The organism is Mesorhizobium loti CJ3sym (genome assembly GCF_000472785.1).
GTDB classification, from domain to species: domain Bacteria; phylum Pseudomonadota; class Alphaproteobacteria; order Rhizobiales; family Rhizobiaceae; genus Mesorhizobium; species Mesorhizobium loti_E.
This window is the reverse complement of the sequence record NZ_AXAL01000001.1, coordinates 68,476-89,620: the sequence shown is the minus strand read 5'-3', so window position 1 is coordinate 89,620 and position 21,145 is coordinate 68,476. Positions and strand designations below refer to the sequence as shown.

The 21,145-nt window shown below is 57.8% G+C and carries 28 protein-coding genes and 1 tRNA gene; 11 read left to right on the top strand and 18 right to left on the bottom strand.

Translation table 11 applies throughout. The annotated features are described in order from the left end of the window. Window positions 1–11 precede the first annotated feature (11 nt). On the bottom strand, window positions 12–1,103 hold the full coding sequence (locus A3A9_RS0100565; protein ID WP_027057051.1) for a polyamine ABC transporter substrate-binding protein: 1,092 nt from the start codon (window positions 1,101–1,103) through the stop codon (window positions 12–14). A 91-nt stretch (window positions 1,104–1,194) separates the two neighbouring features. Between A3A9_RS0100565 and A3A9_RS0100560 the strand changes: the two genes are divergently transcribed. The 4 genes from A3A9_RS0100560 to A3A9_RS0100545 all read left to right on the top strand — a co-directional run bounded on the left by A3A9_RS0100560 (window position 1,195) and on the right by A3A9_RS0100545 (window position 4,296). Further along, complete coding sequence (locus A3A9_RS0100560) at window positions 1,195–1,809, top strand: TetR/AcrR family transcriptional regulator (protein WP_027057050.1); 615 nt, start codon at window positions 1,195–1,197, stop codon at window positions 1,807–1,809. A gap of 127 nt (window positions 1,810–1,936) precedes the next feature. After that, window positions 1,937–2,506, top strand: coding sequence for a DUF2569 family protein (locus A3A9_RS0100555; RefSeq protein ID WP_027057049.1), 570 nt, complete (start codon window positions 1,937–1,939; stop codon window positions 2,504–2,506). 132 nt (window positions 2,507–2,638) lie between these two features. Further along, on the top strand, window positions 2,639–3,094 hold the full coding sequence (locus tag A3A9_RS0100550) for a hypothetical protein (protein ID WP_027057048.1): 456 nt from the start codon (window positions 2,639–2,641) through the stop codon (window positions 3,092–3,094). Between the two features lie 332 nt (window positions 3,095–3,426). After that, complete coding sequence (locus A3A9_RS0100545) at window positions 3,427–4,296, top strand: hypothetical protein (RefSeq protein ID WP_027057047.1); 870 nt, start codon at window positions 3,427–3,429, stop codon at window positions 4,294–4,296. Between the two features lie 95 nt (window positions 4,297–4,391). Here the strand turns inward: A3A9_RS0100545 and A3A9_RS0100540 are convergent, their stop codons facing one another. From A3A9_RS0100540 to A3A9_RS0100495, 8 genes are all read right to left on the bottom strand, one after another. Further along, a complete protein-coding gene (locus A3A9_RS0100540; protein WP_027057046.1) occupies window positions 4,392–4,580 on the bottom strand; it encodes a hypothetical protein in 189 nt (62 codons plus the stop codon). A gap of 220 nt (window positions 4,581–4,800) precedes the next feature. After that, window positions 4,801–4,986: a hypothetical protein gene (locus tag A3A9_RS0100535; RefSeq protein WP_027057045.1), complete on the bottom strand. Its 186-nt coding sequence runs from the start codon at window positions 4,984–4,986 to the stop codon at window positions 4,801–4,803. A 148-nt stretch (window positions 4,987–5,134) separates the two neighbouring features. Further along, window positions 5,135–5,476 carry a hypothetical protein gene (locus A3A9_RS0100530; protein WP_027057044.1) on the bottom strand — a complete coding sequence of 114 codons (342 nt, stop codon included), beginning with the start codon at window positions 5,474–5,476 and terminating at the stop codon, window positions 5,135–5,137. A 137-nt stretch (window positions 5,477–5,613) separates the two neighbouring features. Continuing rightward, window positions 5,614–6,057 (bottom strand): hypothetical protein, encoded by a 444-nt coding sequence (locus tag A3A9_RS0100520; RefSeq protein ID WP_027057043.1) that lies wholly within the window; start codon window positions 6,055–6,057, stop codon window positions 5,614–5,616. Window positions 6,058–6,093: 36 nt separating this feature from the next. After that, window positions 6,094–6,348: a hypothetical protein gene (locus tag A3A9_RS0100515; protein WP_027057042.1), complete on the bottom strand. Its 255-nt coding sequence runs from the start codon at window positions 6,346–6,348 to the stop codon at window positions 6,094–6,096. A gap of 479 nt (window positions 6,349–6,827) precedes the next feature. Next, entirely contained in the window at window positions 6,828–7,610 is a 783-nt protein-coding gene (locus A3A9_RS0100505; RefSeq protein WP_027057040.1) for a hypothetical protein, read from the bottom strand. Window positions 7,611–7,792: 182 nt separating this feature from the next. Beyond that, the gene (locus A3A9_RS0100500; protein WP_152536033.1) at window positions 7,793–8,428 is read right to left on the bottom strand and encodes a hypothetical protein; all 636 of its coding nucleotides are present in this window, start codon (window positions 8,426–8,428) and stop codon (window positions 7,793–7,795) included. Window positions 8,429–9,024: 596 nt separating this feature from the next. Continuing rightward, on the bottom strand, window positions 9,025–9,585 hold the full coding sequence (locus A3A9_RS0100495; RefSeq protein ID WP_027057038.1) for a recombinase family protein: 561 nt from the start codon (window positions 9,583–9,585) through the stop codon (window positions 9,025–9,027). Between the two features lie 350 nt (window positions 9,586–9,935). Here A3A9_RS0100495 and A3A9_RS0100490 point away from each other — a divergent pair, with 350 nt between their 5' ends. Next, complete coding sequence (locus tag A3A9_RS0100490; protein WP_027057037.1) at window positions 9,936–10,562, top strand: lysozyme inhibitor LprI family protein; 627 nt, start codon at window positions 9,936–9,938, stop codon at window positions 10,560–10,562. 18 nt (window positions 10,563–10,580) lie between these two features. On the opposite strand, the gene A3A9_RS0100485 is transcribed toward A3A9_RS0100490, so the two are convergent. The 4 genes from A3A9_RS0100485 to A3A9_RS44750 form a co-directional block, all read right to left on the bottom strand. Continuing rightward, window positions 10,581–10,841, bottom strand: coding sequence for a hypothetical protein (locus A3A9_RS0100485; RefSeq protein ID WP_027057036.1), 261 nt, complete (start codon window positions 10,839–10,841; stop codon window positions 10,581–10,583). Between the two features lie 5 nt (window positions 10,842–10,846). After that, the gene (locus tag A3A9_RS0100480) at window positions 10,847–11,056 is read right to left on the bottom strand and encodes a hypothetical protein (RefSeq protein ID WP_027057035.1); all 210 of its coding nucleotides are present in this window, start codon (window positions 11,054–11,056) and stop codon (window positions 10,847–10,849) included. Between the two features lie 11 nt (window positions 11,057–11,067). Further along, window positions 11,068–11,247 carry a hypothetical protein gene (locus tag A3A9_RS0100475; protein ID WP_027057034.1) on the bottom strand — a complete coding sequence of 60 codons (180 nt, stop codon included), beginning with the start codon at window positions 11,245–11,247 and terminating at the stop codon, window positions 11,068–11,070. Between the two features lie 179 nt (window positions 11,248–11,426). Next, the gene (locus A3A9_RS44750; RefSeq protein WP_161634465.1) at window positions 11,427–11,717 is read right to left on the bottom strand and encodes a hypothetical protein; all 291 of its coding nucleotides are present in this window, start codon (window positions 11,715–11,717) and stop codon (window positions 11,427–11,429) included. 78 nt (window positions 11,718–11,795) lie between these two features. Here A3A9_RS44750 and A3A9_RS41660 point away from each other — a divergent pair, with 78 nt between their 5' ends. Then, window positions 11,796–12,545: a DUF4145 domain-containing protein gene (locus tag A3A9_RS41660; RefSeq protein WP_152536032.1), complete on the top strand. Its 750-nt coding sequence runs from the start codon at window positions 11,796–11,798 to the stop codon at window positions 12,543–12,545. Between the two features lie 27 nt (window positions 12,546–12,572). On the opposite strand, the gene A3A9_RS0100460 is transcribed toward A3A9_RS41660, so the two are convergent. Then, window positions 12,573–13,283 carry an SOS response-associated peptidase gene (locus A3A9_RS0100460; protein ID WP_027057032.1) on the bottom strand — a complete coding sequence of 237 codons (711 nt, stop codon included), beginning with the start codon at window positions 13,281–13,283 and terminating at the stop codon, window positions 12,573–12,575. Window positions 13,284–13,571: 288 nt separating this feature from the next. Between A3A9_RS0100460 and A3A9_RS0100455 the strand changes: the two genes are divergently transcribed. Together A3A9_RS0100455 and A3A9_RS0100450 are read left to right on the top strand one after the other, a co-directional pair. After that, entirely contained in the window at window positions 13,572–13,832 is a 261-nt protein-coding gene (locus A3A9_RS0100455) for a hypothetical protein (RefSeq protein ID WP_051370634.1), read from the top strand. 24 nt (window positions 13,833–13,856) lie between these two features. After that, window positions 13,857–16,337, top strand: a complete 2,481-nt coding sequence (locus A3A9_RS0100450) for a hypothetical protein (RefSeq protein WP_027057030.1) — start codon at window positions 13,857–13,859, stop codon at window positions 16,335–16,337. Here A3A9_RS0100450 and A3A9_RS0100445 read toward each other — a convergent pair. From A3A9_RS0100445 to A3A9_RS0100435, 3 genes are all read right to left on the bottom strand, one after another. Continuing rightward, complete coding sequence (locus A3A9_RS0100445) at window positions 16,288–17,541, bottom strand: DNA methyltransferase (RefSeq protein ID WP_027057029.1); 1,254 nt, start codon at window positions 17,539–17,541, stop codon at window positions 16,288–16,290. The genes A3A9_RS0100450 and A3A9_RS0100445 overlap by 50 nt on opposite strands. A 193-nt stretch (window positions 17,542–17,734) precedes the next feature. After that, a complete protein-coding gene (locus A3A9_RS38010) occupies window positions 17,735–19,144 on the bottom strand; it encodes a tyrosine-type recombinase/integrase (RefSeq protein ID WP_161634464.1) in 1,410 nt (469 codons plus the stop codon). An 87-nt stretch (window positions 19,145–19,231) separates the two neighbouring features. Further along, window positions 19,232–19,307, bottom strand: a tRNA-Thr gene (locus A3A9_RS0100435). A gap of 159 nt (window positions 19,308–19,466) precedes the next feature. Here A3A9_RS0100435 and A3A9_RS45045 point away from each other — a divergent pair. From A3A9_RS45045 to A3A9_RS0100420, 3 genes are all read left to right on the top strand, one after another. Then, complete coding sequence (locus A3A9_RS45045; RefSeq protein ID WP_082221786.1) at window positions 19,467–19,634, top strand: hypothetical protein; 168 nt, start codon at window positions 19,467–19,469, stop codon at window positions 19,632–19,634. Between the two features lie 192 nt (window positions 19,635–19,826). Beyond that, window positions 19,827–20,048, top strand: coding sequence for a hypothetical protein (locus A3A9_RS42255; protein WP_082221785.1), 222 nt, complete (start codon window positions 19,827–19,829; stop codon window positions 20,046–20,048). 221 nt (window positions 20,049–20,269) lie between these two features. Beyond that, complete coding sequence (locus A3A9_RS0100420; RefSeq protein WP_027028810.1) at window positions 20,270–20,575, top strand: BA14K family protein; 306 nt, start codon at window positions 20,270–20,272, stop codon at window positions 20,573–20,575. A gap of 68 nt (window positions 20,576–20,643) precedes the next feature. Here A3A9_RS0100420 and A3A9_RS0100415 read toward each other — a convergent pair whose 3' ends face one another. Next, window positions 20,644–21,069 carry a hypothetical protein gene (locus A3A9_RS0100415; protein ID WP_027057027.1) on the bottom strand — a complete coding sequence of 142 codons (426 nt, stop codon included), beginning with the start codon at window positions 21,067–21,069 and terminating at the stop codon, window positions 20,644–20,646. Window positions 21,070–21,145 lie beyond the last annotated feature (76 nt).

The window sequence follows — 21,145 nt, the reverse complement described above, 5'->3', positions numbered from 1 at the left end:
GCGGTATCAGCTCACTTCGCCTGCAGCATTTCGGTCCACATGTCCTGCATCTTCTTGTCGAGATCGGCGTTCGGCGCCGGATAGGCTTGCGCACGGGCGAGGAAGCCGGGCTGCTCGTCGAAGCGCAGCACCTTCTTCTGGTCGTCGGTGAGCGCGGCCTTGGTGTTGGATGGCATGCCCCAGTAGCAGGAGGAGGTTGCAAGCCGCGCCTGGCCTTCCGGGCTCATAATGTACTGGATGAATTTCAGCGCCATGTCCTTGTTCTTGGAGTCTTTGAACATGGCCAGCGACTGCGACCACAGCACTGCGCCCTCCTTGGGGATGGAAAAGTCCAGCGCCGGGTTTTCCTTGGCCAGCCCCGCCGTCACCCATTCGCCGCCGCCGACAAGGATGTCGACTTCGCCGGTGGCCAGCGCCGTCTGGCTGGCGGTCACTTCACCGACCAGCTTGGCGTTGGCCTTCATCTTGAGAAGCTCTGCCTTGAGAGCAGGCAGATCGGCTTCGGTCAGATCCGCCGTCTTCTTGCCGATGGCAAGCGCCGCCATGCCGATGACCGGCAGGTAATAGTCGTAGATGGCGACCTTGCCCTTGTATTTGTCTGACGTCAGCGACGCCAAGGACTGCATGTCGGCCGGATCGACCTTGGTCTTGTTGAAGCCGATCGTGTTGTAGCCGAACTTTTCGGTGATGCCGTAGCGCTTGCCGCCGACGACGGTCGAGCCGTCCATCTTCACCTGCGCAAACAGGTCGGCAAAGGGCAGCTTGTCTTCCGGCAAAGGCTCGAACAGTCCTTTTTCGACGCCACGCGGCACGTCGATGCTGTCGATCACCATCACGTCCCAGTCGCCGGGCTGCGACTGTTCGACAATAGCCAGGCCGGCGCCGGTGCCCTCGAACTCCTTGACGTTGACCTTGACGTTGTTGGCTTCCTCGAAGGGCTGCAGAAGTGCGGGATCGGAATGATCGCACCAGATCAGCGCGTTGAGATCGGCGGCCTCGGCGACGCTGCCCGCGCCAAGCAGCAGTGCGGTCGCGGCGCAAGCGGCGTGCAGATGGCGCTTCAGGACGGAAAGCGGATTCCCGGATGCGGATGTGACGGACATCGAATGTTCTCCCTTGCCTTTGTGGCTTCTTGCAAAAAATTGAACCAATTCTAAAATTGAGTCAATTCTGTTTTTGTGGCAAGAGGCTGATATGAGCGGATTGCGGGCCAGGCAAAAGGCAGATCGGCACAGGCGCATCATCGAGGCGGCCGCGGAGCTTTTCCGCGAGGCCGGCTATGAGGGCGCCAAGATCGAGGCGATCGCGGCGCAGGCGGAAGTGTCGATCGGCACGATCTACAATTACTATGAGAACAAGGGCGACATCCTCGGCGCCATCGTCTCGTTGGAAGTCAACGAGGTGCTCAATGCCGGGCGCGGCGTCGTCGCCAGGCCGCCGGCCAATGTCGGCGACGCGCTCGACACGCTGATCGGCATCTACATCGAGCACTCGCTGCACTACCTCAGCAAGGAGATGTGGCGGCAGGCGATGGCTATCTCGACCCAACTCCCCGACAGCCCGTTCGGCCAGGCCTATACAGAGTTGGACCACTCGCTGACCGAACAGATCCGCGCATTGATCGGCCGGCTGCAGGAGATTGGCCTGGTGCGGCAGGATATAGACGGTGCCGCGCTGGGCGAACTGATCTTCAACAACATGAACATGATGTTCATCGAATTCGTGAAGCGCGACGAGGCAAGGATACCGGAGCTGCGCGCCGCGATACGCAGGCAGAACCGGATTTTGGTGGCGGCGATCGGGGTGTGAGGGAGTCAGCAGCAGGCAGGAGAAATCGTCGCTTCGGCATAAGATGTGGTTTCAGGCGGGGTTCGCCTCTTGAGTTGAGTTTTGAAATCCGATACAACTTATAGGGGTATAAAAGAGGGAGAGGTAAATGGGGGCGTTTTCAATCTGGCATTGGGCAATCGTGCTGCTTTTAATCGGCGTGCCTGTTTTCTTTGCGATTCGATCCGCCGCGAAGCCGTCACAGAATCCTGAAGCTCTCGTGGGCTTCGGCGGCTGGCTGATGCTGCTGGCTATCGGCCAGGCATTGTCACCGCTGCGTACACTCGCTGACTTCGCCAATTCGGCCGACGCCTACCAGCAACTCATGACCCTCTCAAATGGGCCGCTGGCGGTGTATGGCGAGGTCGCTCTCAATCTGGCATTTCTGGCGCTTCAACTCGTTGTGCTCGTTTCGATGCTGCGGCGAAGCCACCGGTTCCCGCAATTGTTTCTGCTTCAGTGGCTTGCGATCCCTGTCGTTTTCGTCCTGGACACGATCTGGATCGCGTTAATTCTGGGCGTTCCGGTGAACCGGGTGCTCGCAGACAATGCGCTGGTTGCACCAATAGCCTCGTTTGTTGGGATCGGCATCTGGGTAGCTTATGTCTATAAGTCGATCAGGGTGAGGAACACGTTCAACAGGACGGGCGCATCTGGGCAAGTTGCCCGCGCCTCGTAGCGGGCTGGGGCTGGCGATCGAACCGCCGACCCTTGGCGCAGCCTGCGCGAACCATTCGAGAGTCGGTCATAGACGTGCCTAAGTTCAGTGCCCAACTTGCGCGTGCGGCATGGGAACGCGTGCAGGAGGGCAATGCGCATCTTTTTCGGGGCTCTCTTGGCATCTGGGGTGTTTTCCGCACCAGCCTTTGGCGGTGACATCGAAGGGCCTATGAAGCAATTTGGCCTCATGGGCGCGTGGTCGTCGAATTGCAGCAGGGAACTTTCTCAGCCGACGATGGATAGAGTTACTTTTGCGGCACCGTCTGGCGGAGAGGCGACGGCGACCATCCTGGACAAGCACGGCGGAGTGTTGATTACCACGGTCGATCAAGTCACTGAATCGGCACTCGTTGCCAGCGACGAGATCGGGATAGGCCTCCACCCCGTCACGGTCACCCGATCAGATGGCAAAACATCCCAACACGACTACGACAACATGCATCTTGTCTTTCAAAAGGTTGGAGTAAGGATCGAGGTGGTTCGGATTCAGTTCGAAGGCCTGCCGGAAATCCAGCGATCAGTTTTTTTTGAGAAATGCCCTAACTAGAGGATGATGCCGAAAGCTCCAAGACATCGATTATCTCATCGGCGAATGATGTGCCTTGCACCTTTATCACCGACCAAACCGAGCATGAGAATGGACTAGCGCCAGCCGTGTCGCGTGGCCTAAGTCTGGAGGAAGCTGGTGCCCCCGGACGGCGCTAATGGCCAAATCCAACTAGGGCGTTCCACCCGAACTTACCGTGAAAAATCAATGGGGTAGGAGGGTGTCTTCCCCCGAAGCGGTTAAGCTCGGTGTACCTCTTTGTGCCCGAATGGTGTACCTTCTGTCAACGGAGATACAAAGTCCTGTTCGCTTTTTTCTGGTAGTCTGCCCTCATGAACGATGCCGAAGCACTACGCCCGAAGCTAAACTTCAAAATTGACTTCACCAAGTTGAAGGCAGTAGCCGAACTTGGGGTAATGCGAGCGTCCGTATTCATGGGACTGGGCACGAACGCCGCAATGGTGAGCCCGCCAATCTCCCACGTTCTCTCTGACAATGTGCAGTTCCATTTCGTTCCCTCAGACCCATCGGATGAAACGAAGCGCCACTACGTCGACGAGTTTGAAAGCTGGACGATTGGTAACTGTCTAAGGGATTTGGCAGACAATTTTTCGATGTTTTTGACGGAAGCGTTTTTCATCCACCGCATCCTTCAAACCATGACCTACTCCGAAATCGAAGACCTGAAGGCGAAACGCAAGTTTGAGAAGCTGAACGTGGGCGCACAGTACAAGGTTCTGGCGCCTGACCTGCAGCTTGATCCTGATTTGGGGGAAATGTTCGAGACCTTTCGGCTCGCTCGAAACTGCCTCTCACATCGAATGGGCAATGTGACTTCCGAGGATGCTCCAAGCGGTGAGCTTCGCATTCGGTGGTGCCTGATTGGTGTTTCTGTCGTTGGCGATGACGGTCAGAACCTTTTGATGGACAACGCAACGATGGGAACTGATCAGTCGTTCGTAGCGCGAGGGGGGGCGGTCAGGATCGGGATGCATTGGAAAGAACGTGCATTTCCGGTCGGCACCGCCATACGCCTGTCCAGACATGAGCTGAGCGAAATGTGTATGGGCGTCACCTTGGTCGCAGAACACGTCGTGCAGAAGCTTGTAGATTACACCAAAGCGAAAGGGGTCCCGGTCAACGTGCTGGAACCTATCGACCGCTCGGAAGAACCGTTCGCCGAAGGTCCAGAGCCCGGTTGAGGGCCAGGAATGCCAAGCATGCGCTGGAGGTGGTGGGGCAGGCGGCCACAATCTTCTCATGCCGTGGACAAAAGACCCATCTCATGAAGGCGTTCTCACGCCGCGCTTAGGCCCTGCCGGATGTCTTCGACGTACCACTGGAGGGCCTGCCACGGGTCCTCGTCGACCAACCTTACGGCCTCGGCATAGGCCTCACCCTCTCCGTAGCATTCCTTGACGCGCTCAACGTGGCCCTTCATCCACTCGGCCACGTCAACTTCAAGGGTGCTGTAGTCGATCTGCATTTTGGGACTTGCTCCTGTCGTCGCCTCACCCTGCTGGCGTGGCCGGCCATCGGATATCGGGTAGTCGTCAAACTCGTCAAATCAAATAAATTCAATGCGTTAACGGAACAGTTCCCTTACCGGAACCATCCCTGCGGTGGGGCGGTACTTCACGACCCGGGAAGACCCGCGCGGCCCCGTGAGCTTGGGGCTCAGATTGACGCCGCGCGGATTTGGTTGATCAGGCTTCGTAAGCTGGCGCCGTCAGTTCCTCCTCTGCCTCGACCCGCGCCCAGAGAAAGGTTCGGTCTTGGGCCCGGTAACTTTGCGCTTTGAAAATGCCGTGCGTTGTCCTGATAGACCAGTTGAAGACGTCTTGGATTTCGTTGACCGAGTTAATCGTGGAGGTGGTGGTGAAGTGGTCCAAAGTTGGTTCCTTTTTGTTGTGTTGAAGTCTGATGTGACGAGACGTCGGCTTGAAGCGGAGTTGCACCCGCTGCGGAACCGAGCATCGGTTAGAACCCCAGCCCCGACGCACCTCTTGGGGCGATGCATCGGGGGGAAGGGGAAGGGCGTCAGTCGGCGAAGGCTGTGCCGGCCTTCCGGGCCGTCGCTATGGCCTGAGCATGCCCGTGGAAGACGTGCCAGTCGCCCTTAGCCGCAGCCCTGCGGAGCGCCGGGTAGTCAGCCGCGTCGACATGCTCGAAGTATGTCGCCAGCGTCAGCCCATGCTGCCGAAGGACATTGCGGTCCAGATGCTGGCTGAACGCAGTCTCGACCACAGCCGCCTCAACCTCTTCGATCCCGAAGGCCTCCCCTGTCGGGATTTCTCCGGTCTCCACGTAGGCGTCCACGATGAACTGCTGCTGGGGTTCGCTGTGGGTGTCCCTGAAGCGGTCAAGGCTCTGGTCGGCCATGCGCACAAACTCGGCATGCTGCTTCTCCTCCTTCTCGTGGTCGGTCAGTTCGTTGTCGGTCTGGTCGGTCTTCTCTTCCGCAGTCGGAACCTCCGACCCCTCGACAGGGGCCAGAGGCTTCTCGGCGTCCGCTACGGTTACCTGAAAGACTTCGGCGCGGCGTAGCCACGGGCTGCCAGCCCATCGACCACGGCCTTGTTAAAGTCGGCCTGCGTGATCTGCCCGACCTCGGCCATGTCCCTGGCCTGCTGGTACGAGACCTCAATGCCGCCGAGGACCCTGACCGTGGTCTTCTCCACCTCTGCCATGGGCGGGATCACCCCAACGTCCTGAGACCTGATTGCCCCTTGCGTCTTCACGCCCATGCGTTGGGCCTGAAGTTGCTGGTTCATGCGGGACATCGAGAGTTCGACAGCACGGTCAATCTCTTCCTGCTTGGCCCGCTCTGTCCCCTCGGCAGCCAAGGCGTCTTGTTTGGCCTTGTCCGCTTCGACCTGTGCAGCCTGAGCCCGCATCATGGCCTGAGCCAGTGGCGTGTTGTCGGCCTGGTACTTGTTCGGGTTGTCGTCGTAATGGTTCATGTTGTCCGTTCCTTCTGGGTGATGATCGGTTGGGGCTTAGCCGGCGGTCTCAGTCTCGGCCGCGATCTCGGCCTCTGCGGCACCATCCTCCTCGACGATGTCGACGACAGCGCCGTCCTTCACGGTCGTGATGCCGGTTAGGTCCTGCCACTCGGCTGGCCTCCGTGCGCTGTGCGGGGCGAACGCCACGCGGGCTTCGGCCTCTGCCTTGGCGACAGCTTCCGTTGCCGGGTCGGCGTCAACGTAGGTGCTGTCGGAGATGAATGCGGTGGTGTTGGTGAAGTCGGTCATGGTTTCAGTTCCTGTCTGATTTGGTCATGGTTGATCGGCCCCGGTGCGCTATTGCTCCGGGTGCAGATAGGCTTGGTGGTGGTGGCTGGGTTAGCGCTGTGGTGAGAACCCGTAGGTCATCGTCTGAGGGCCTCCAGAACGAGCGCTAGGTGCGGTTGGGGCGGATGGACCGGGAAGGTCGTCGCTGCCTCTGGCGACTCCTACACGTGGCGCTGAGAGGGCGGGCCGCGTCGTCACCTCGGCAACCCTGCGCGCACGGGCCACCGGCTCCAGTTCCGGGTAGCCATAGACTTCCCAGCATCGCTCTGCAGCCGCAAGGAAACTGTCGGTCCATTTGATGCCGATCCCCGCGAGCCGCCTGTCGAGGTCATAGTAGACGGACGACCAGTCGTCGCTCTTGAACCACTCGATCAGGGCCAGAGCCTGCTCCCGCGACGGATAAGTAGCGACCCAATCGCGCCGCCTGATCTGATCCGGGGTCACGCTCGATCCCCCTTCGAAGTCATTCGGCCCATGCGGTAGAGGTACGCCATAGGCGAGCCCTCAGGGTCCGCCGCCTCGTCGTCGACCGTGAACGGGTCGAGGGTTCCCATCGCAACCAGCCGGTCCATGGTCTGATGATACTGCTTCACTTGCTCTGGGCTCGTCGCCCGCCATTCCTCCTTACGTGGTTGGATCACGACACCCTCGGCAGTCTTCCGCCTTTGGTCTCGCCGCGCCTTCGCGTCCTTCAGTGACTTCGTTCGGCGCATCTTTGCGCGCTGTGACAAGGAGTCGTCGGGGATCACCCGTTGGCCCGATAGATGGTCGAGCGTAAGCCGTTCCCGGCCTCCCCGCGCGGCTCTGTCGTCGTGGTCGAGCTTGTGCCGCTTGCTTCGCCTGTCGGCGTCATGGCGGACCTTGGCCTCGGCAATCTTGCCCGCGACCATAGTCTGCCACTCTTCCGGCTTGTAACTTTCGCTGTCGGTCGAGGTCATGACGAGATGGACCACCTGTCTGTCAGTCAGGTCCTTGACGTCGGCCACATGGTCAAGCATGGCCCATAGCGACGGCAGATAGGTCTGATCCCCAGCCGCATTCCTTGGCCCCGTCCACGACGCTCCAAGGCGATGTTCGTGAATGGGTCGACCATCGGGGTGGCTGTCCCGGTAGGGCGCAAGGAAAGCCGTCACGGCATGCTCGGTAACGTATTGGTCATGGAGCCCGTTCGGGTCCCATCCAGGCTGACGTAGAGTCGCCAGCGCCTTCTCATCGGTAGTCATTTTTCGACGATGTAACTCCTTGTGTAATGTAGGTATCCAGTCGGATGACGATCATGGTGACGTAGTCAGGGAACGCCCAAAGGCGAACTAATTGGGGGACTTAGGGGAACCCTTCGGGTGGAGACCACACAAGGGGAGACCAAAGAAGGAAATCCCCAGTCCGGGTTCAACTCAGGGGGACGCTAGAGGTCAACACAGTTGGGATTGAAGGTGACACGCTCGGTGACGAGAAGTGTCTTATCCCTCCAAGCCTTCCATGCCCTGATCTGGTCCGCTCGGGTGTTCACATGCAGGGAAACCATGCGTGGTGATGCCCCGGTGATCCGGCAGATGTCGACCTGGAGGAGGTCGGAGAAGTGGTCGGACAGGAAGCAGACTTCCATCTGAGGTGTCATGTCTGACAGTCGCGACAGCTTGAACTGGTCGAGGCATTCCTTGGCAGTCGTGGCAATCGGGTTTGAAGCGATCTCAGACGCCATGGTCTTGACCGCATCGTCCCACCTTAGGTCGGCCCAAGATTGGCCCTCGGGCGACAGGACATCGAAGGGATAGCTTCCCGCCTTCTTCGGATAGATGCACTTGCCAAGACCGGCCTTGACGGCCTCGTTAGTGAGGCGTCTTCGGGTGACCCTAGAGTTGCCTGATTTGGATACCTCAAGCTGTTCTTGGAGTAGCCCGAGGTGGGACAGGATCGCTCGGACTTGCCGAGATCCAACGCCCTTGGAAGCGCCGTATTCAGTCACGGAGATCCAACTGCCGAGAGAGACGGTCTTGAGGTCGCCGGTAGTTCGGTCGAGTACTTCGGTCGTGTATTCCATTGCTCCTTGTTGGGTATGGTCGATCGGGCGGCTGTCCACCCTCAAATGCATAGATGAGCAGACACGCGTCTGAACATTCGGGATAGCTCGCTGAGCCTCGCACCTCACCAAGACCGACCACCCCGGCGACACCTTCAAGCGCCCCCGGAAGGAGCAACAGGGGTGCCTGTCAGGTCTGCACAGGATGGTCGATCGGGAGAAGAGCGTTGGGTAGTGCTAGTGGGTGGGCTTGTCGCCTGCTTAGGCCCAAGCGGCCTGAACGTGGGTATGGCCGTTGCCCAGTGCTAGTAGGTGGGCAAATCGCCTCCGTAGTCCTAGTGGAGGGGGTTGTCGCCTTGGTAATGCTCGTGGAGGGGGAAGTCGCCTGGGCAGTGCTAGTGGTGGCCTCAATGGCGCCTTCGTAGGTTCTATTAGCTGGGGCAATCGCCTGGGTAGTGCTAGTAGGGGCCTTATCGCCTTAGTAGTGCTAGTAGTGTGCCTATTCAGCAATCGCTAATATTCTACCTTCCTAAGCTAGTGGAGGCCTTTGCCGCCTTCATGGTCCTAGTGGGGGCCTTTGCGCCTCCGTAGTGCTAGTGGGATGGCTATGGGAATTGTCACGCCGCTGCGAGGACCTTCTGGACCGCCGAGGGAGAACACCCGGCTTCCTTGGCAATCTGCCTCACAGATCGTCCCTCGGCCTTCAGGGCCTTGATCAGGTCATGGTCGAGCGTCACGGGCCTGCCGGTCTTCCACGGCTCACCCTTCTTCTCCGCCTCGGCCTTGGCCTTGGCGATGCCTTCCATCTGGCGTTCCTTCCGCAGCGCCGTTTCAAACTCGGCAATGCTGGCGAGGATGCCGAACACCAGCTTGCCTGTCCGGGTGGTCGTGTCCAGCGAGGCGTCATCCAACACCTTGAAGCCGACACCTTTCTTGTCGAGGTCCCTGACGATCTGGTGAAGGTGAGCCGCTGAACGGGCCAGACGGTCCACCTTGGTCACCACGAACACGTCACCCTCGCGGGCATACTCAAGGGCCGCTGCAAGTTCCTTGCGCTCATCGTCCAGACCGGACTTCTTCTCGCTGTAGGTCTTATCGACGCCAGCGGCCTTGAGCTTCTGAAGCTGCACGTCGAGGTCCTGGCCTGTGGTCGAGACGCGGGCATAGCCGATGATCATGGTGTGCACTTTTCTCTAAGAGTGTTGGTGTACACCACTTAGTGGACGATTAGTGCACATGTCAATGGCTTTGTTCACCAACGCATAGGTTTGTGCACGATTGCCATAGCTAGTGGTCAGGTTTGTCCCTGTCCGCGCGCAGTCAACCCCCAGCGACAGCCGTTGCGCCATCCAGCGCGACCCTTGGGAACCGCGTGTGGTGGAACCGAGGGGGGTACGGGGGGGCTTCACGCGTGCCAGTTATCCGATCACCCGCGCAGAAATTTCTACCAAATATTTCCGACCTCCCTTAGTCTCATTCAACAGGGACACGGCACAGGCGAAAGGGAAATTGTGGGGGGCTTCGAGCAATGATCGAGTTGCTTGTTCGGCTTTTTGCCGGAGCCTTGAGTTATCTCGGGAAACGCAGAATCGAGGGCTCGGACGCAGATGAGCGGCTAAATAGACTGACCAAAATTGTCGAGCTGCGCGGCAATATGGACAAGCACGGCCTAACACTCGATCAAGTTGCCGAGATTGAAAATTTCCTAATGCAAAAGCCATCTCGCCTTCGTGCGATCGAGGACGACGTCAAGATCGATCTCCCAAGGTCGGCCAAAACTCATCATCAGATTGTAAATTTGGCGGTAAAGAGTGCTGTAGCACTTTCAGCACACAGGCCGAATTTGGAAGTTAAAGCTTACTCCGATATTGAAACTGAATTTGACCAAGAGTGGAGCAATAAATTGTTCTCTGCTCAAGCCGTGTTGAAGAGCGTCTTTGAAGCGCTGGAGCAGAAACTATCGCCGTCGGATTACGAGAGCGTTGTTCGCACGCAGGCCACATGGGCACAATATGCAGATGGGCAGTCGGCGTTGGCTGCCTCAATTGCCGAAGGCGGAACGCTTCGCCCGGTGTTCTACATATCGGAGCTTGAACGGTTGACCGTACAACGAATTGCTGAGTTGAAGGATTTTCTAGCCGGAGGTTCTTCTTAGCGGATTGACCCCGCATCTTCACTCCATGTCGGGAACTTCCCCGCCAACAAAGAGCGTAGTCGGCTCCCCGTATTCACCCAGTGACGGGTTGGCATCGCGAGACCACGCAATGACTCCGGCGTGTTTCCCTGCCAAGCCCTTCGCGGTCCTTATCGCCCGGTCCTCGGTCTGCTGCTCGGCAGGCCCAAAGATAGGCTGAAGGTCGCCGGCCTCATCGCGGTCGAAGGCGGTGACGACGATGAGCTTCGGTGCCTTCTGTTGAGGCAGGATCGCTGACATTCAGATCAGCCCAGAACGGGAGACGTGGGGTCGTAGCTGATCGCCACAATCCCCGGATGCCGGTGAGCTATGGCGAGGATTTGGGTCTCAAGCTCACAGTTGTACGCCATGAGCGCCTTCACGGTCTCAAGGGGGCTGTCGTAGCGGGCAATCAGCTTCACCGCTTCAGAGTGCAGTTCGGCTTTGGCCTCGGCGTCGAAGTACATTGTGCCCATGGTGCTTACTCCTATCGTGTCGCGCGGCGTGGCGCGGTGAGCGCGTCAAGGCGTTCTTGTAGGTGCCCGTTTAGAACGATCATTTCCTTGAGCGCCTTCATCACGTCGCCTTTGTGGACGGCAATGAAATCGTCGGCGTGGGCTTGAAGGGCGGCCTCTTGGCGACTGCTGAGTGTGACGATGCGGTCCATTGCGGTAACTCCAAACGCTCCATTGCCTGCAGTGAACAAAAAGAGAACGTAAATGTCAAGAGCCGATTGACCCCGAGAGGAATGAGTTCCTATTTTGGGTCATGCCTGACACCGGCGGAAGACGAAAGCGCGGCGGCGCATGGAGGCTTAGCAATGCCCATGAGATTGGGCAGTTGGTGCTAGTCCGTTGCGGGCTGTGCAACGTCAAGCATTGGTATCTGCCGGCTGACCTCAGGGAAATCTTCGGTGATATCGAGGCTGAGCTGGTCGGGAGCAGAATGAGTTGCAAACGGTGCGGCAAGAACGAGTTCATGCACGCCGAGACGCAAAACCCATCGGCACGAGAGCGGCATGGCATTCGAGTCAGGCGGCTCGCTGAAATCAGGACGGTGCGGCGCGTCGTTTGGCGGGATGAGGATTGAGGGACGCTCAGAGTCAAAAGCAGTCATCCCTATGACGTCGTAGCTCACAACGGCTCACGACATTTGAAGCGAAATACGATACCCAACGCGAAATGACGATTGGCGTTGGCTGTCAGTGGGGTTGCCGTGGCAAACGTTCGCTATTTTTGGGACGAATATTTCATGCAAGAGCATCTGCCGCCCTGGCAGTGCCCGACGTGCGGTCGCGGCAACCTCGCGCTTGACAAAGAAAGCTTGAGGATCGGCTATTCGGCCGATGTGATCGCCGAACGTGACAATCCTGACTGGGAACCAGAATGGGAGAGGGGTAGGTTCTCCTGCTTGCTCGTTTGTGATCAGCCAAAGTGTGGCGATATCGTTTCGATGATAGGCGAAACGGTGACAAATGAGTTCCGTTCGGACGACGATAGCGAGCAGTTTATTGCCGAGTCTCTAGTCCCCAAAAGCATGATACCAGGCGCCCCTTTGATGAACATTCCACCGGCGACGCCGAGCGCGGCCCAAAATGCCATTAAGCAGTCTTTCAGCGCTTTCTGGGGAGACCGTGGTTCCGCCGCCAACCGGCTACGGATCAGCGTCGAACGCATTTTGGACAGCGAGGGCATCCCGGCTACGACAGAAAAGGGTGCCTTCATTACTCTTGCCGCTCGAATAGACCTCTTCGGTGAGAAATCTCCGGAATACAAAGATACGCTCACCGCACTAAGGGTGGTCGGCAATCTCGGCAGCCATGACGGAGATGTTACCCGCGAAGCGCTCCTGGATGCCTATGAGGTTTATGAAGATTGGTTGAAAAACTATGTTGGCAAACACGGCGAAAAGATGAAGGGGCTTGTCAAGAAATTGACTGACACCAAGGGAAAATACACGGTCTGACAGCGCTCGTCTCGCCTGGGACGATACCTACAGCAACCGCAGTTGGTCGCCGGGCGTCGATCCCAACGGGAATTTGACCTGGGTGGCGGGTTTGTCGACGATCACGAGGGCGTCGTCTGGTGCGGGCCGCTGAAGCCCCCTCGCTTCTGACCAAGGCGCTGTAAGCCAGACCTCAGTCTCCTCTTGTGTCGTGAGAATGACCGGCATGGCCTTCTCGTGAATTGGCTTGATCAGGGCATTGGGGTCTGTCGTCATGAAGCCGTAGACCTCGTGATCGCCTGGGCCGTCCTTGACCTTTCGTACGCCCTGCCAAGGCGTCCACAGGCCGGCGAAGAAGAACAGCGGGCGATCCTCATTCAAGGCGAACCAGAAGTTCCTTTGAATGCCCGTCTCGGGGTCCTTATCTTCGTCCTTAGGGCTTGGTTCCGCGAAGCTTGTAACCGGCACGACGCAGCGATGCTCGACGCCGAGATACTGCTGCCAGTGGGTGTATTGCGGCTTGCGGATGTTGGTCGTGCCGTAGTCTGCTTTGCCCTTCACCCGCTCGGATGGGGTCGGCATCCCCCAAAGCAGGTTGGCAACCTCACGCTCCCCATCCAATGCGTTACGGACCACTGGGCCGGGTCGGTTGGGATAGATGTCGGTCGATGGCTCAAGATTGCCCAAGATGTCCCGCAGGGCGCCAGTCCACTGGCGGATGGCCTCTTGGCTCGTGGTGAGGTTGTAGAGATCGCACATTGCGACAAGGCGGCCCGTTGCGACAAAATTCTGAGGTCGATTAGAGACCAATTGCTCTATGCATTCTAGCAAAATTGAGCCTTTCAACGTTTCATGAGCACGGTGGTTACCGTACCAGAACGACCGGTGTTCACTGCCGCCGGCACCCAAAATCATCCAATTTGAACGAAAAAGAGTGCACAGCGTAGGCGCGCCGAGATTCATTCCTTGACTCCGGATATCGTCTAATTTAGGAGAGAAATTATCAAATCAATTACCGAATATAAAATCAGCGAAAGGACTGCACAGATGCTGGACAAACCGGCGGAAAATTCGAAAGTGAAAACCGGCAATGCGAAGCGCCTCAAGTTCGTTGAATTGGCTGAAAATCGCACGAAGAACGCGATTAAAATGATAAAGGTTATCGCCAAATTGGCGAACAAGAATGCCTACGAATACACCGAAACAGATGTCAAAAAGATCGTGAAGGCGCTGACAAAAGAGGTGGACGCGCTGGAGGCTCGCATGATGTCGACCGGTGGAAAAGACGAGGTCGACTTCAAGCTCTAAGGCAACAGACATAGGAGGTGACGTATGCCTAAGGGCATGGAAGCGCGGAAGTTGTTCGACAGCCTGCTCAAGGCGGATACAGAGGCTGAGGTCGTTACCTTGCTGAAGGACGCGGGGTATTGGGACGAGCCCACCGCTTGGCGGTTCTATGGGGATCAGCCCGAGAACTGGGCCACTGTTGGCGGACAGCAAAGCCGTGCGGAACAAGCCCTGATTGAGAAGCTCATGAACTCGATCGACACCAAGCTCATCGCGTCAGCTCGGATGGCGGGACTGCCGATCAACGGGGCCGCTGCTCCACAATCCGTGTTCGACGCCCGCAACCTCCTATTCGGAGAGGAACTTAAGAACGTCGAGAAGCTCTCTCAATCGATCACTGTCGCCGCGACAGGGAAGCGCGGACGGCCTTCCATAACTATCGTCGATGACGGCGAGGGACAGACGCCCAAGGGCATGCCGAAGACTATTCTATCTCTGCACAAGGGAAATAAGAACTCGATCCCGTTCGTCCAGGGAAAATTCAACATGGGTGGCAGCGGTGTTCTGGAGTTCTGTGGCGTAGAACACAATGTCGAATTGGTGCTGAGCAAGCGAAATCCAAAGCTACTGCCCGCAGACGCGGACCCAGAAGATTCGCTCTGGAGCTTCACGATCATACGCCGCGAAGACCCAAGCCCGGCCTCGCCTCGCGCCAGTCGATTTACCTATTTAGCGCCGGCCGGCGAGCCAGACGCGCTGGGCAATCGGGGCCTGCTGACTTTCCAGGCACCAGCCCTGGCGATTTTCCCGATAAAGAACGAGCCGTATGCCCGAGAGGCCATCTGGGGAACTTTGTTCAAGCTGTATGAATACGCAGTAAGGGCGAGCACTAATATGATGTTGGAGGGCGGTCTTCTGGGACGGGTCCGCATCCTGCTGCCTGAGCCTGCGCTACCGGTCCATTTCCATGAATGTCGCAACTATTCCGGGCATTCTGGAAGTTATAGTACGACCATGGCCGGCCTGATCCACACTTTGGAAGAGGATCGTAAAAGTCCGAAGCGCCAGAACGTTGAATGGTTTGATAAGTTCGACATCAACCTCGACGGGGAAACATTTACAGGTCGCATCTATCTTTTCCGCAAGCGCGCCAAGGACGAGAAGAAAAATCCCGCCGACAACTACCGGAAGGATGAAGGGGTCGTCTTCACGTTCAACGGCCAGTGTCATGCCTTCTTCAGCAAGGACTTTTTCCGGCGCAGGGCGGTGAAACAAGACTATCTGTGGGACTCACTACTCGTCTTCGTCGACGCAAGTGCCATCAGCGTGCGCGCCCACGAGAAGCTATTCATGCCGACACGTGAGAATCTTCGGCACGGAGACTTAAAATTTCGGTTGGAACAGGAACTGGAGGAGAAGCTTAAAAATCACAAGGAACTCCTGCAGATTGCAAATGCCCGCCGGAAGAGTGAGCTGTCAGACAATCCGGAGGTGTCGGCGACATTCGAGAAGTTCATTGAGGATATGGTCAAGAAGCACCCCCTGCTTGAACAAATTCTCGGAACAGGCTTCCGTATCGCAAACCCCTTCAAACCTCATTCCGTCGAAGTTGTTGAGAAGCCCTGGCAGGGTTTGCGGTTTCCAACGAAGTTTCACTTCAAGGACCGCATTCCGGAGGTTGAGTTGCAGCGCGACTCCAACATCAATTCCCAGACTCGTATCGCCTTTGTGACCGACGTCGAGAATGATTACTTTCGGCGCGATGAGGACCCTGGTGAGTTCAAGCTCTTCCAAGTCACGGGAGTGGGGCTGGTCCCGGCCAAGAATTGGCGGACACCGCATTTATTTGAGGGCAACGCAACCCTGTCTTTGTCTCTTCCGCCCGATGCGGCGATTGGCGAACAGCTAACATTTGAGGCTCAGATCATGGACCCGAGCCGCGTCGAACCATTCCGAAATCGTTTCGTATTGACTATCCAAGCGGAAAGGGGAGAAACACCGGAGCGGCCCACCCCACCCAAGCCGAAGCCTGACGTGCCGGGCGAGAAACCCGGTAAAAGCGCTCAGAACGACACGAAGCTCAATGTCCCGAACCCAGTTGATGTTTGGGAGACAGGCTGGGGAAACCAGGACCCGCCGTTCACCAAATTCACCGCAATGCGGATCAAGCGTCAGCCCGGCGCTGAGGAAGGGACCGCTCTCTTTGACTATACAATCAACATGAACAACATTTTCATCGATCAGGCGGTGAAGGCGCGGCCTAAGCGAATGAATGAATACAGAGATCGATACAAATTCGGGATGACCCTCATCACCCTTGCCCTAATTCGGCATGATCTCGAAAGCCGTAAGCGCGAACCGCAAAGCCAGGAAGAGGGCGAGGAGACAAAACGCCCTGATCTGCATGACACGGTAGAGGACGTGACAAGTGCTATTGCGCCTTTCCTCCTACCGCTGGTCGACACTTTATCGCAGATTACGGGTGAACTTGAGCCGCTGTCAGCGATTGCGGGGGAAGCGGCCTAATCCCATGCGCGCGCTTCCGATGGATCAAAACCACCTCTTGGGAGCCTGGCGTATCCCCCTTTTGACGGCTGTACCAGCGACGTCCTGGGACGGTGCGCCACAAGCGTCCATCCCCTTCTCCATGCAGGGAGGATAGGAGGAGTTCCTCAAGGCCGATCTCGGACATTGTCTCCAGATACCGAGGCAGCTGGTGCTGTGCGTCGCCAAACGCCACCATTTGAACGATAATGGTGTTGTCGTCAGCGACTGCCGCCGCAGATCCCATGCTGGCCTTTATGTTCGCGAAGTACTCCGATCCCTTGCGGTCGCCCATGGTGTAAAAGGCACCGCCGCTACCATCCAGCCGCTTGGCGATCATGAAGGGCAGCGCTGATTCCTTGCGGCCGTCCACCTGCCACCTGTGATAGAGGACGTGCACTCCAGGATAGGGCGGCGAGGTCAGGACCAGTTTCGGTCGAATATTTGTGACGCGCTCGTCGACTTCGAAGCCTGCGGCGGATCGATTGAGGATTATCGCGCTAGTCGGGACGCCATTTGCGACCGAAGCGGCCCGCAAGGCCCTGGCGCCACCAACCATTGCTGTCGCTGCTTCGCCAAGGAACGTCCGAAATTCGCTGATGGATGGAAGAGACTTCCTCCCGTCAAGAGCCCACTGAGCCGTGCGTAGCACAACACACCGCCCAAACGCTTCAAGGCGGGGTTCGCCCAGCGATATGGCGGCTCCCATTCCTTGTTCGATGGCCTTTCTGAGACGCCACCGAGACTTGTGCTCTAGGTGCTTATAATATCCAAGCTCTGCGTAGTGTCCGAAGTGAATGCTCTGTTTACGAAGGTCAATCGAATGAGGAAGCTTCGTCGCCCAAACTGAAAGTTCGTCGAGTTCAACGTCCGAGAACACGGTAGCCTTAACCGACGACACGAACTCTGCAAGGCTTGAAATGTCAACGCCAACGGCATGCCGTCCAGAAGCGATTGCCTCGACCATCGTCGTGCCGCCGCCGACGTGATTGTCGAGCACTAGGTCTCCGGGCTTTGTAAAAACTTCAATTGTAGCTCGGACGAATGCAGGGGAGAATCTAGCAGGATATTTGTAGAAGCCGTGAGTCAAACCCTTGACAGGTTGGGCAAAGCGCGCGCCAGCGATCAGCGCCGCCTCGGCGTTGGCATCTAGCTCGGCGAAAGTGGGCTGTACGATGTCATTCACGCGCTTAGCTTTGGCCGGTTATAGTCAACAAAGGTTTAAGATGTCCGCTGACGACAAGGGCCGAAACCTTTTTTCACAAGGCAGATGACTTAGCCAATTGCGAATCTTGTCAGCGTTTGATGGATTAAGTTGGGGCCAGGCTTAGGATAATGCGCCGACATCTGCAATGCGTTCTTCCCGAGACCTATCCCGTCTAAGTGGCCGTCTCTTCAAGAAGCAGCGCCTTCACCAGCGCTTCAGTCGCCACCTTCAGCCGCGCTTCTTCGCCACCGTAGTTGTCCCCGGCGCCGCCCCCTGAGTGGCCCATGATTGACCGTTTGAGCTTCTCGGGGACCCAAGCGATCACCAACAAGTCCTCCATGCGGTGGCGCAATGAGTGCGTGGTCACCTTCCTGTCGGCCACAGCGGCCCTGACATGCTTTCCAAGCGCTGCCGAGGCTTTGTCGCCGCCGCCTTCATGGCCATAGCGGGCAAACAGCATCTTGCTTTCGCCTGCCGCCTCAACGGCCTCATGTGCTGCCTGGAGGGCGTCGCCAATGAGGGGGACCTTCCGACGAGACACTTCGGTTTTGACGCGACGCTCGTCATGCCACTCAACGTCGATGTGCGGATATTGGGCGTCCAGCATAACGTCGCTGACACGCAGCCCGGTAATCTCTGATAGACGGCAGCCGGTGCCTTCTAGGAGCCGCCAAATCTGCTGGAGATCGCTAGCGGCGCGGTCAAGCACCCGCTCTCGCGTCGCGGCTAGTTGCTCGGACGTGAAGGGTAGCCTCTTTCGCTTGTCCGGCTCTCGACTGCTGTCGGCAACATCAAGCTTCTCAAATTGGTTTTTTGTGCCGGTTAGGTCGAACTCGCGAATGCCATGGGCAACAATTGCGCGCACGACGTTGAGGTATCGGTCCACGGTCGCGGCAGTCGGGATTTCTTTCAACATGGCGTCAGCAACGGTTCTGGCATCGGCGCGCTTCATGTCCGCCAACACTGGGTCGTAGCCGAGAGCTGATATGACATGTCCAACGACGCGGTCGGCTTGCTGCTCATCCCGTTTCTTCGATTTCTCAGAGGGATTGGTCTTGGTGAACCGGGCCTTCAGATAAAGCCGCTTGGCGTCCTCTAGAGTGGGTGAGGGACCCTGAGGGGTGCTTGGTGAGGTAAGCAGCGTCAGCAGTGCCCGGTCCTCGCTGGAGACGCCAATGGGGTGGTCGGTCTGTTCATCCCTTGGATAGCCTTTGACGATCCCCTCGGCGACGACATCGCGAGCAATCCATTCGGACAGTTCCTCAGGATCATCTGGATCGCCGCTGCCGGCACGATACGGGTTGAAGCCAAGGTCCCGAAGTCGCTTGGTCGCATGGTCGAACAGTTCGCGCGCTGTGAGCTTCGTAGCCGGCGCCTTCACCCCATGCAACTCGTCCCATGCTTTGGCGAAGATTTGCTCTGCCTCGGCGTGGGTGGCGTCATACTGCTTGCGTACCTCGGCATCGGTCTTACCGAGGCGAAGGACCATTTCTGTCTTGCCTAGAATGCCTTGAAGGGGCTTTGGCACCTTCCGACGATAGACCTTCCGATTGCCGCGCGGCTGGACATGTTCCAGTGCCATTTTCATCCTCGGTGTACCTTTTGGTGTACCTCGGGGGACGTTGAAACCCTTGAGTTCCTTGATTTCTGGGGATTGTCGGGTGGAAACTGGTGCCCCCGGACGGAATCGAACCGCCGACCTTCGGTTTACAAAACCGCTGCTCTACCAGCTGAGCTACAAGGGCACGGCGCTCCGGTTAGCATATTTGTTGCGCCAGTAAAGACAAAACTCCGTTTTCGGCTACCCGCAGCGGTGGATGACGCGGTGCAGGCGGGGTGCTGAAATCCGCAAAGCCATTTCCTACATATCTGTGAGGTGCAATCGCTTCGGACTGGAGTGTCGCATGATCCGGCTCGTCATCATTCTCCCCATCGTCGTCATCGCCTGGATGCTGGTGGTGAAGATCATCAGCGATGTGAAGAAGGCCAATGTCGACTGGGCCGGCGTCACCACGATCATAGGCTTCATTGCGCTCGCCTTCTGGCTTCGCCATGTCACGGGCATGGGGTGAGAGAGCGAAATAGCGAATAGTCGGAAACGAGGGGCACTCTGGTGTCCCCTGCTTTTCGCTGTTGCCACTCGCTACTCGCCTTTCCTCCGGCTCAGCCGAAAATCTCCTCGACCTCTCGAACCTTTTGGCCGGCCACGCCGACTGATCTCCAGAGGCGAATGGTCGCCTCGGTCAAGGATCCAGGAGATCATCATGTTCAAGCGCACGCTCACTTCCGCTCTCGTAGCTATTTTCGTCGCCACGGGCGCGCTAGCCGCCACGGTTCAGACGTCGTCGGCCCATGGCATGCACCATCATCACCACCACGGTTATTACGAGGATTACTCGGACTATTCGGACTATCCGGATTATCCGGACTATTGGTGGCACCATCATCATCATCACCACCATCATCATCACATCATCATCTACTGAACCTATCTGGCGACGCGATTGGAGAAGGGCGGCTTCGACCGCCCTTTTTCGCGTCTGCGTGTCGTCATGCGCGACCATCGTTGATGATTGGCGTCACATGCCGCTTCGAATTGGGCGATCACCATCTGTTCGAAAAAATATTCGAACCTTTTTCGTTGCCGCAGCGACAGATGATCAAGAGGCGGATGGATCGCCTCGGTAACCAAACCAAGGAGATCGTCATGTTCAAGCGCACACTCGTTTCTGGCCTCATCGCCTCCACCGTCGCCGCCACCGCATTGGTCGGCACCGTCCAGCCTTCGGCGGCCCATTCGCATCACCACGACCTCGGCATCGGCATCGCCGCCGGCGTTGGCGGGTTTGTCCTGGGCAGCCTGCTCGCTCAGCAGCCGCCGCGCACCGTCTATGTCGACGAAGACGGCGGTTCCTGGCACGTCCGCCGCTGCTTCGACCGTTATTCGAGCTACGATCCGGACTCCGACACCTACATCGGCCATGACGGCTACAGCCACTACTGCCGGCTCTGAGAGGAGGACCATTTCCGCAACAGAAGAGGGGCTCGCGCGAGCCCCTCTTTCGTTCGTCTCATAGATAGTTACCGTTGCAGGTCGGAATCGGCGATCGGCAATCCGGCAGCGCTGCAGGTCCTGCCGACGAGCCGCCGCGTTTCCGAAACGCTGCCCATGGTGACGAGTTCGAAGCTGCTTCCCGAATCCGGGTAGATCTTGGCAATGAAGGCTTGGTCGCCGCCAGAGCCGTCGGGCGGATTCTTGCCGTTGACGAAGCCGCAGACCACAATCTCCCTGCGGCCGTTCAGCGTCCGCTCGCCGGCAAGCGTCCTGCCGAACCTGGCGGAAGCAGGATCTGGCAAGCGCTGACGAATGCCGGTGGTGACGATCTCCTCAAGCGCGAGCGAGAACGGAATAGGGTCGACGCGTTGATCGCCGGCATCGGGTTGAGGTGTCGTCGCTACGCATCCGTACAGCGAAGCGACAAGCAAAAGCTGAAGCGTTTTCCTCATCCGCGCCCTTTCGCATGCATTCGAACGCCACGGCAAGGCGGTGAAATCCGATCTGGCGGCGCTATACAGCGATTTT

Bases quoted from the DNA above. Each gene is read 5' to 3' on its own strand.
- A3A9_RS0100555 (WP_027057049.1), top strand. From the start codon at position 1,937: ATGGGGGCGTTTTCAATCTGGCATTGGGCAATCGTGCTGCTTTTAATC.
- A3A9_RS0100560 (WP_027057050.1), top strand. From the start codon at position 1,195: ATGAGCGGATTGCGGGCCAGGCAAAAGGCAGATCGGCACAGGCGCATC.
- A3A9_RS0100455 (WP_051370634.1), top strand. From the start codon at position 13,572: ATGCTGGACAAACCGGCGGAAAATTCGAAAGTGAAAACCGGCAATGCG.
- A3A9_RS0100540 (WP_027057046.1), bottom strand. From the start codon at position 4,580: ATGCAGATCGACTACAGCACCCTTGAAGTTGACGTGGCCGAGTGGATG.
- A3A9_RS0100565 (WP_027057051.1), bottom strand. From the start codon at position 1,103: ATGTCCGTCACATCCGCATCCGGGAATCCGCTTTCCGTCCTGAAGCGC.
- A3A9_RS0100545 (WP_027057047.1), top strand. From the start codon at position 3,427: ATGAACGATGCCGAAGCACTACGCCCGAAGCTAAACTTCAAAATTGAC.
- A3A9_RS0100460 (WP_027057032.1), bottom strand. From the start codon at position 13,283: ATGTGCGATCTCTACAACCTCACCACGAGCCAAGAGGCCATCCGCCAG.
- A3A9_RS42255 (WP_082221785.1), top strand. From the start codon at position 19,827: ATGTTCAAGCGCACGCTCACTTCCGCTCTCGTAGCTATTTTCGTCGCC.
- A3A9_RS0100485 (WP_027057036.1), bottom strand. From the start codon at position 10,841: ATGTCAGCGATCCTGCCTCAACAGAAGGCACCGAAGCTCATCGTCGTC.
- A3A9_RS0100515 (WP_027057042.1), bottom strand. From the start codon at position 6,348: ATGACCGACTTCACCAACACCACCGCATTCATCTCCGACAGCACCTAC.
- A3A9_RS0100420 (WP_027028810.1), top strand. From the start codon at position 20,270: ATGTTCAAGCGCACACTCGTTTCTGGCCTCATCGCCTCCACCGTCGCC.
- A3A9_RS0100550 (WP_027057048.1), top strand. From the start codon at position 2,639: ATGCGCATCTTTTTCGGGGCTCTCTTGGCATCTGGGGTGTTTTCCGCA.
- A3A9_RS0100475 (WP_027057034.1), bottom strand. From the start codon at position 11,247: ATGGACCGCATCGTCACACTCAGCAGTCGCCAAGAGGCCGCCCTTCAA.
- A3A9_RS0100495 (WP_027057038.1), bottom strand. From the start codon at position 9,585: ATGATCATCGGCTATGCCCGCGTCTCGACCACAGGCCAGGACCTCGAC.
- A3A9_RS38010 (WP_161634464.1), bottom strand. From the start codon at position 19,144: ATGGCACTGGAACATGTCCAGCCGCGCGGCAATCGGAAGGTCTATCGT.
- A3A9_RS0100415 (WP_027057027.1), bottom strand. From the start codon at position 21,069: ATGAGGAAAACGCTTCAGCTTTTGCTTGTCGCTTCGCTGTACGGATGC.
- A3A9_RS45045 (WP_082221786.1), top strand. From the start codon at position 19,467: ATGATCCGGCTCGTCATCATTCTCCCCATCGTCGTCATCGCCTGGATG.
- A3A9_RS0100505 (WP_027057040.1), bottom strand. From the start codon at position 7,610: ATGACTACCGATGAGAAGGCGCTGGCGACTCTACGTCAGCCTGGATGG.
- A3A9_RS0100500 (WP_152536033.1), bottom strand. From the start codon at position 8,428: ATGGAATACACGACCGAAGTACTCGACCGAACTACCGGCGACCTCAAG.
- A3A9_RS0100490 (WP_027057037.1), top strand. From the start codon at position 9,936: ATGATCGAGTTGCTTGTTCGGCTTTTTGCCGGAGCCTTGAGTTATCTC.
- A3A9_RS0100450 (WP_027057030.1), top strand. From the start codon at position 13,857: ATGCCTAAGGGCATGGAAGCGCGGAAGTTGTTCGACAGCCTGCTCAAG.
- A3A9_RS0100480 (WP_027057035.1), bottom strand. From the start codon at position 11,056: ATGGGCACAATGTACTTCGACGCCGAGGCCAAAGCCGAACTGCACTCT.
- A3A9_RS0100520 (WP_027057043.1), bottom strand. From the start codon at position 6,057: ATGAACCATTACGACGACAACCCGAACAAGTACCAGGCCGACAACACG.
- A3A9_RS0100530 (WP_027057044.1), bottom strand. From the start codon at position 5,476: ATGGCCGACCAGAGCCTTGACCGCTTCAGGGACACCCACAGCGAACCC.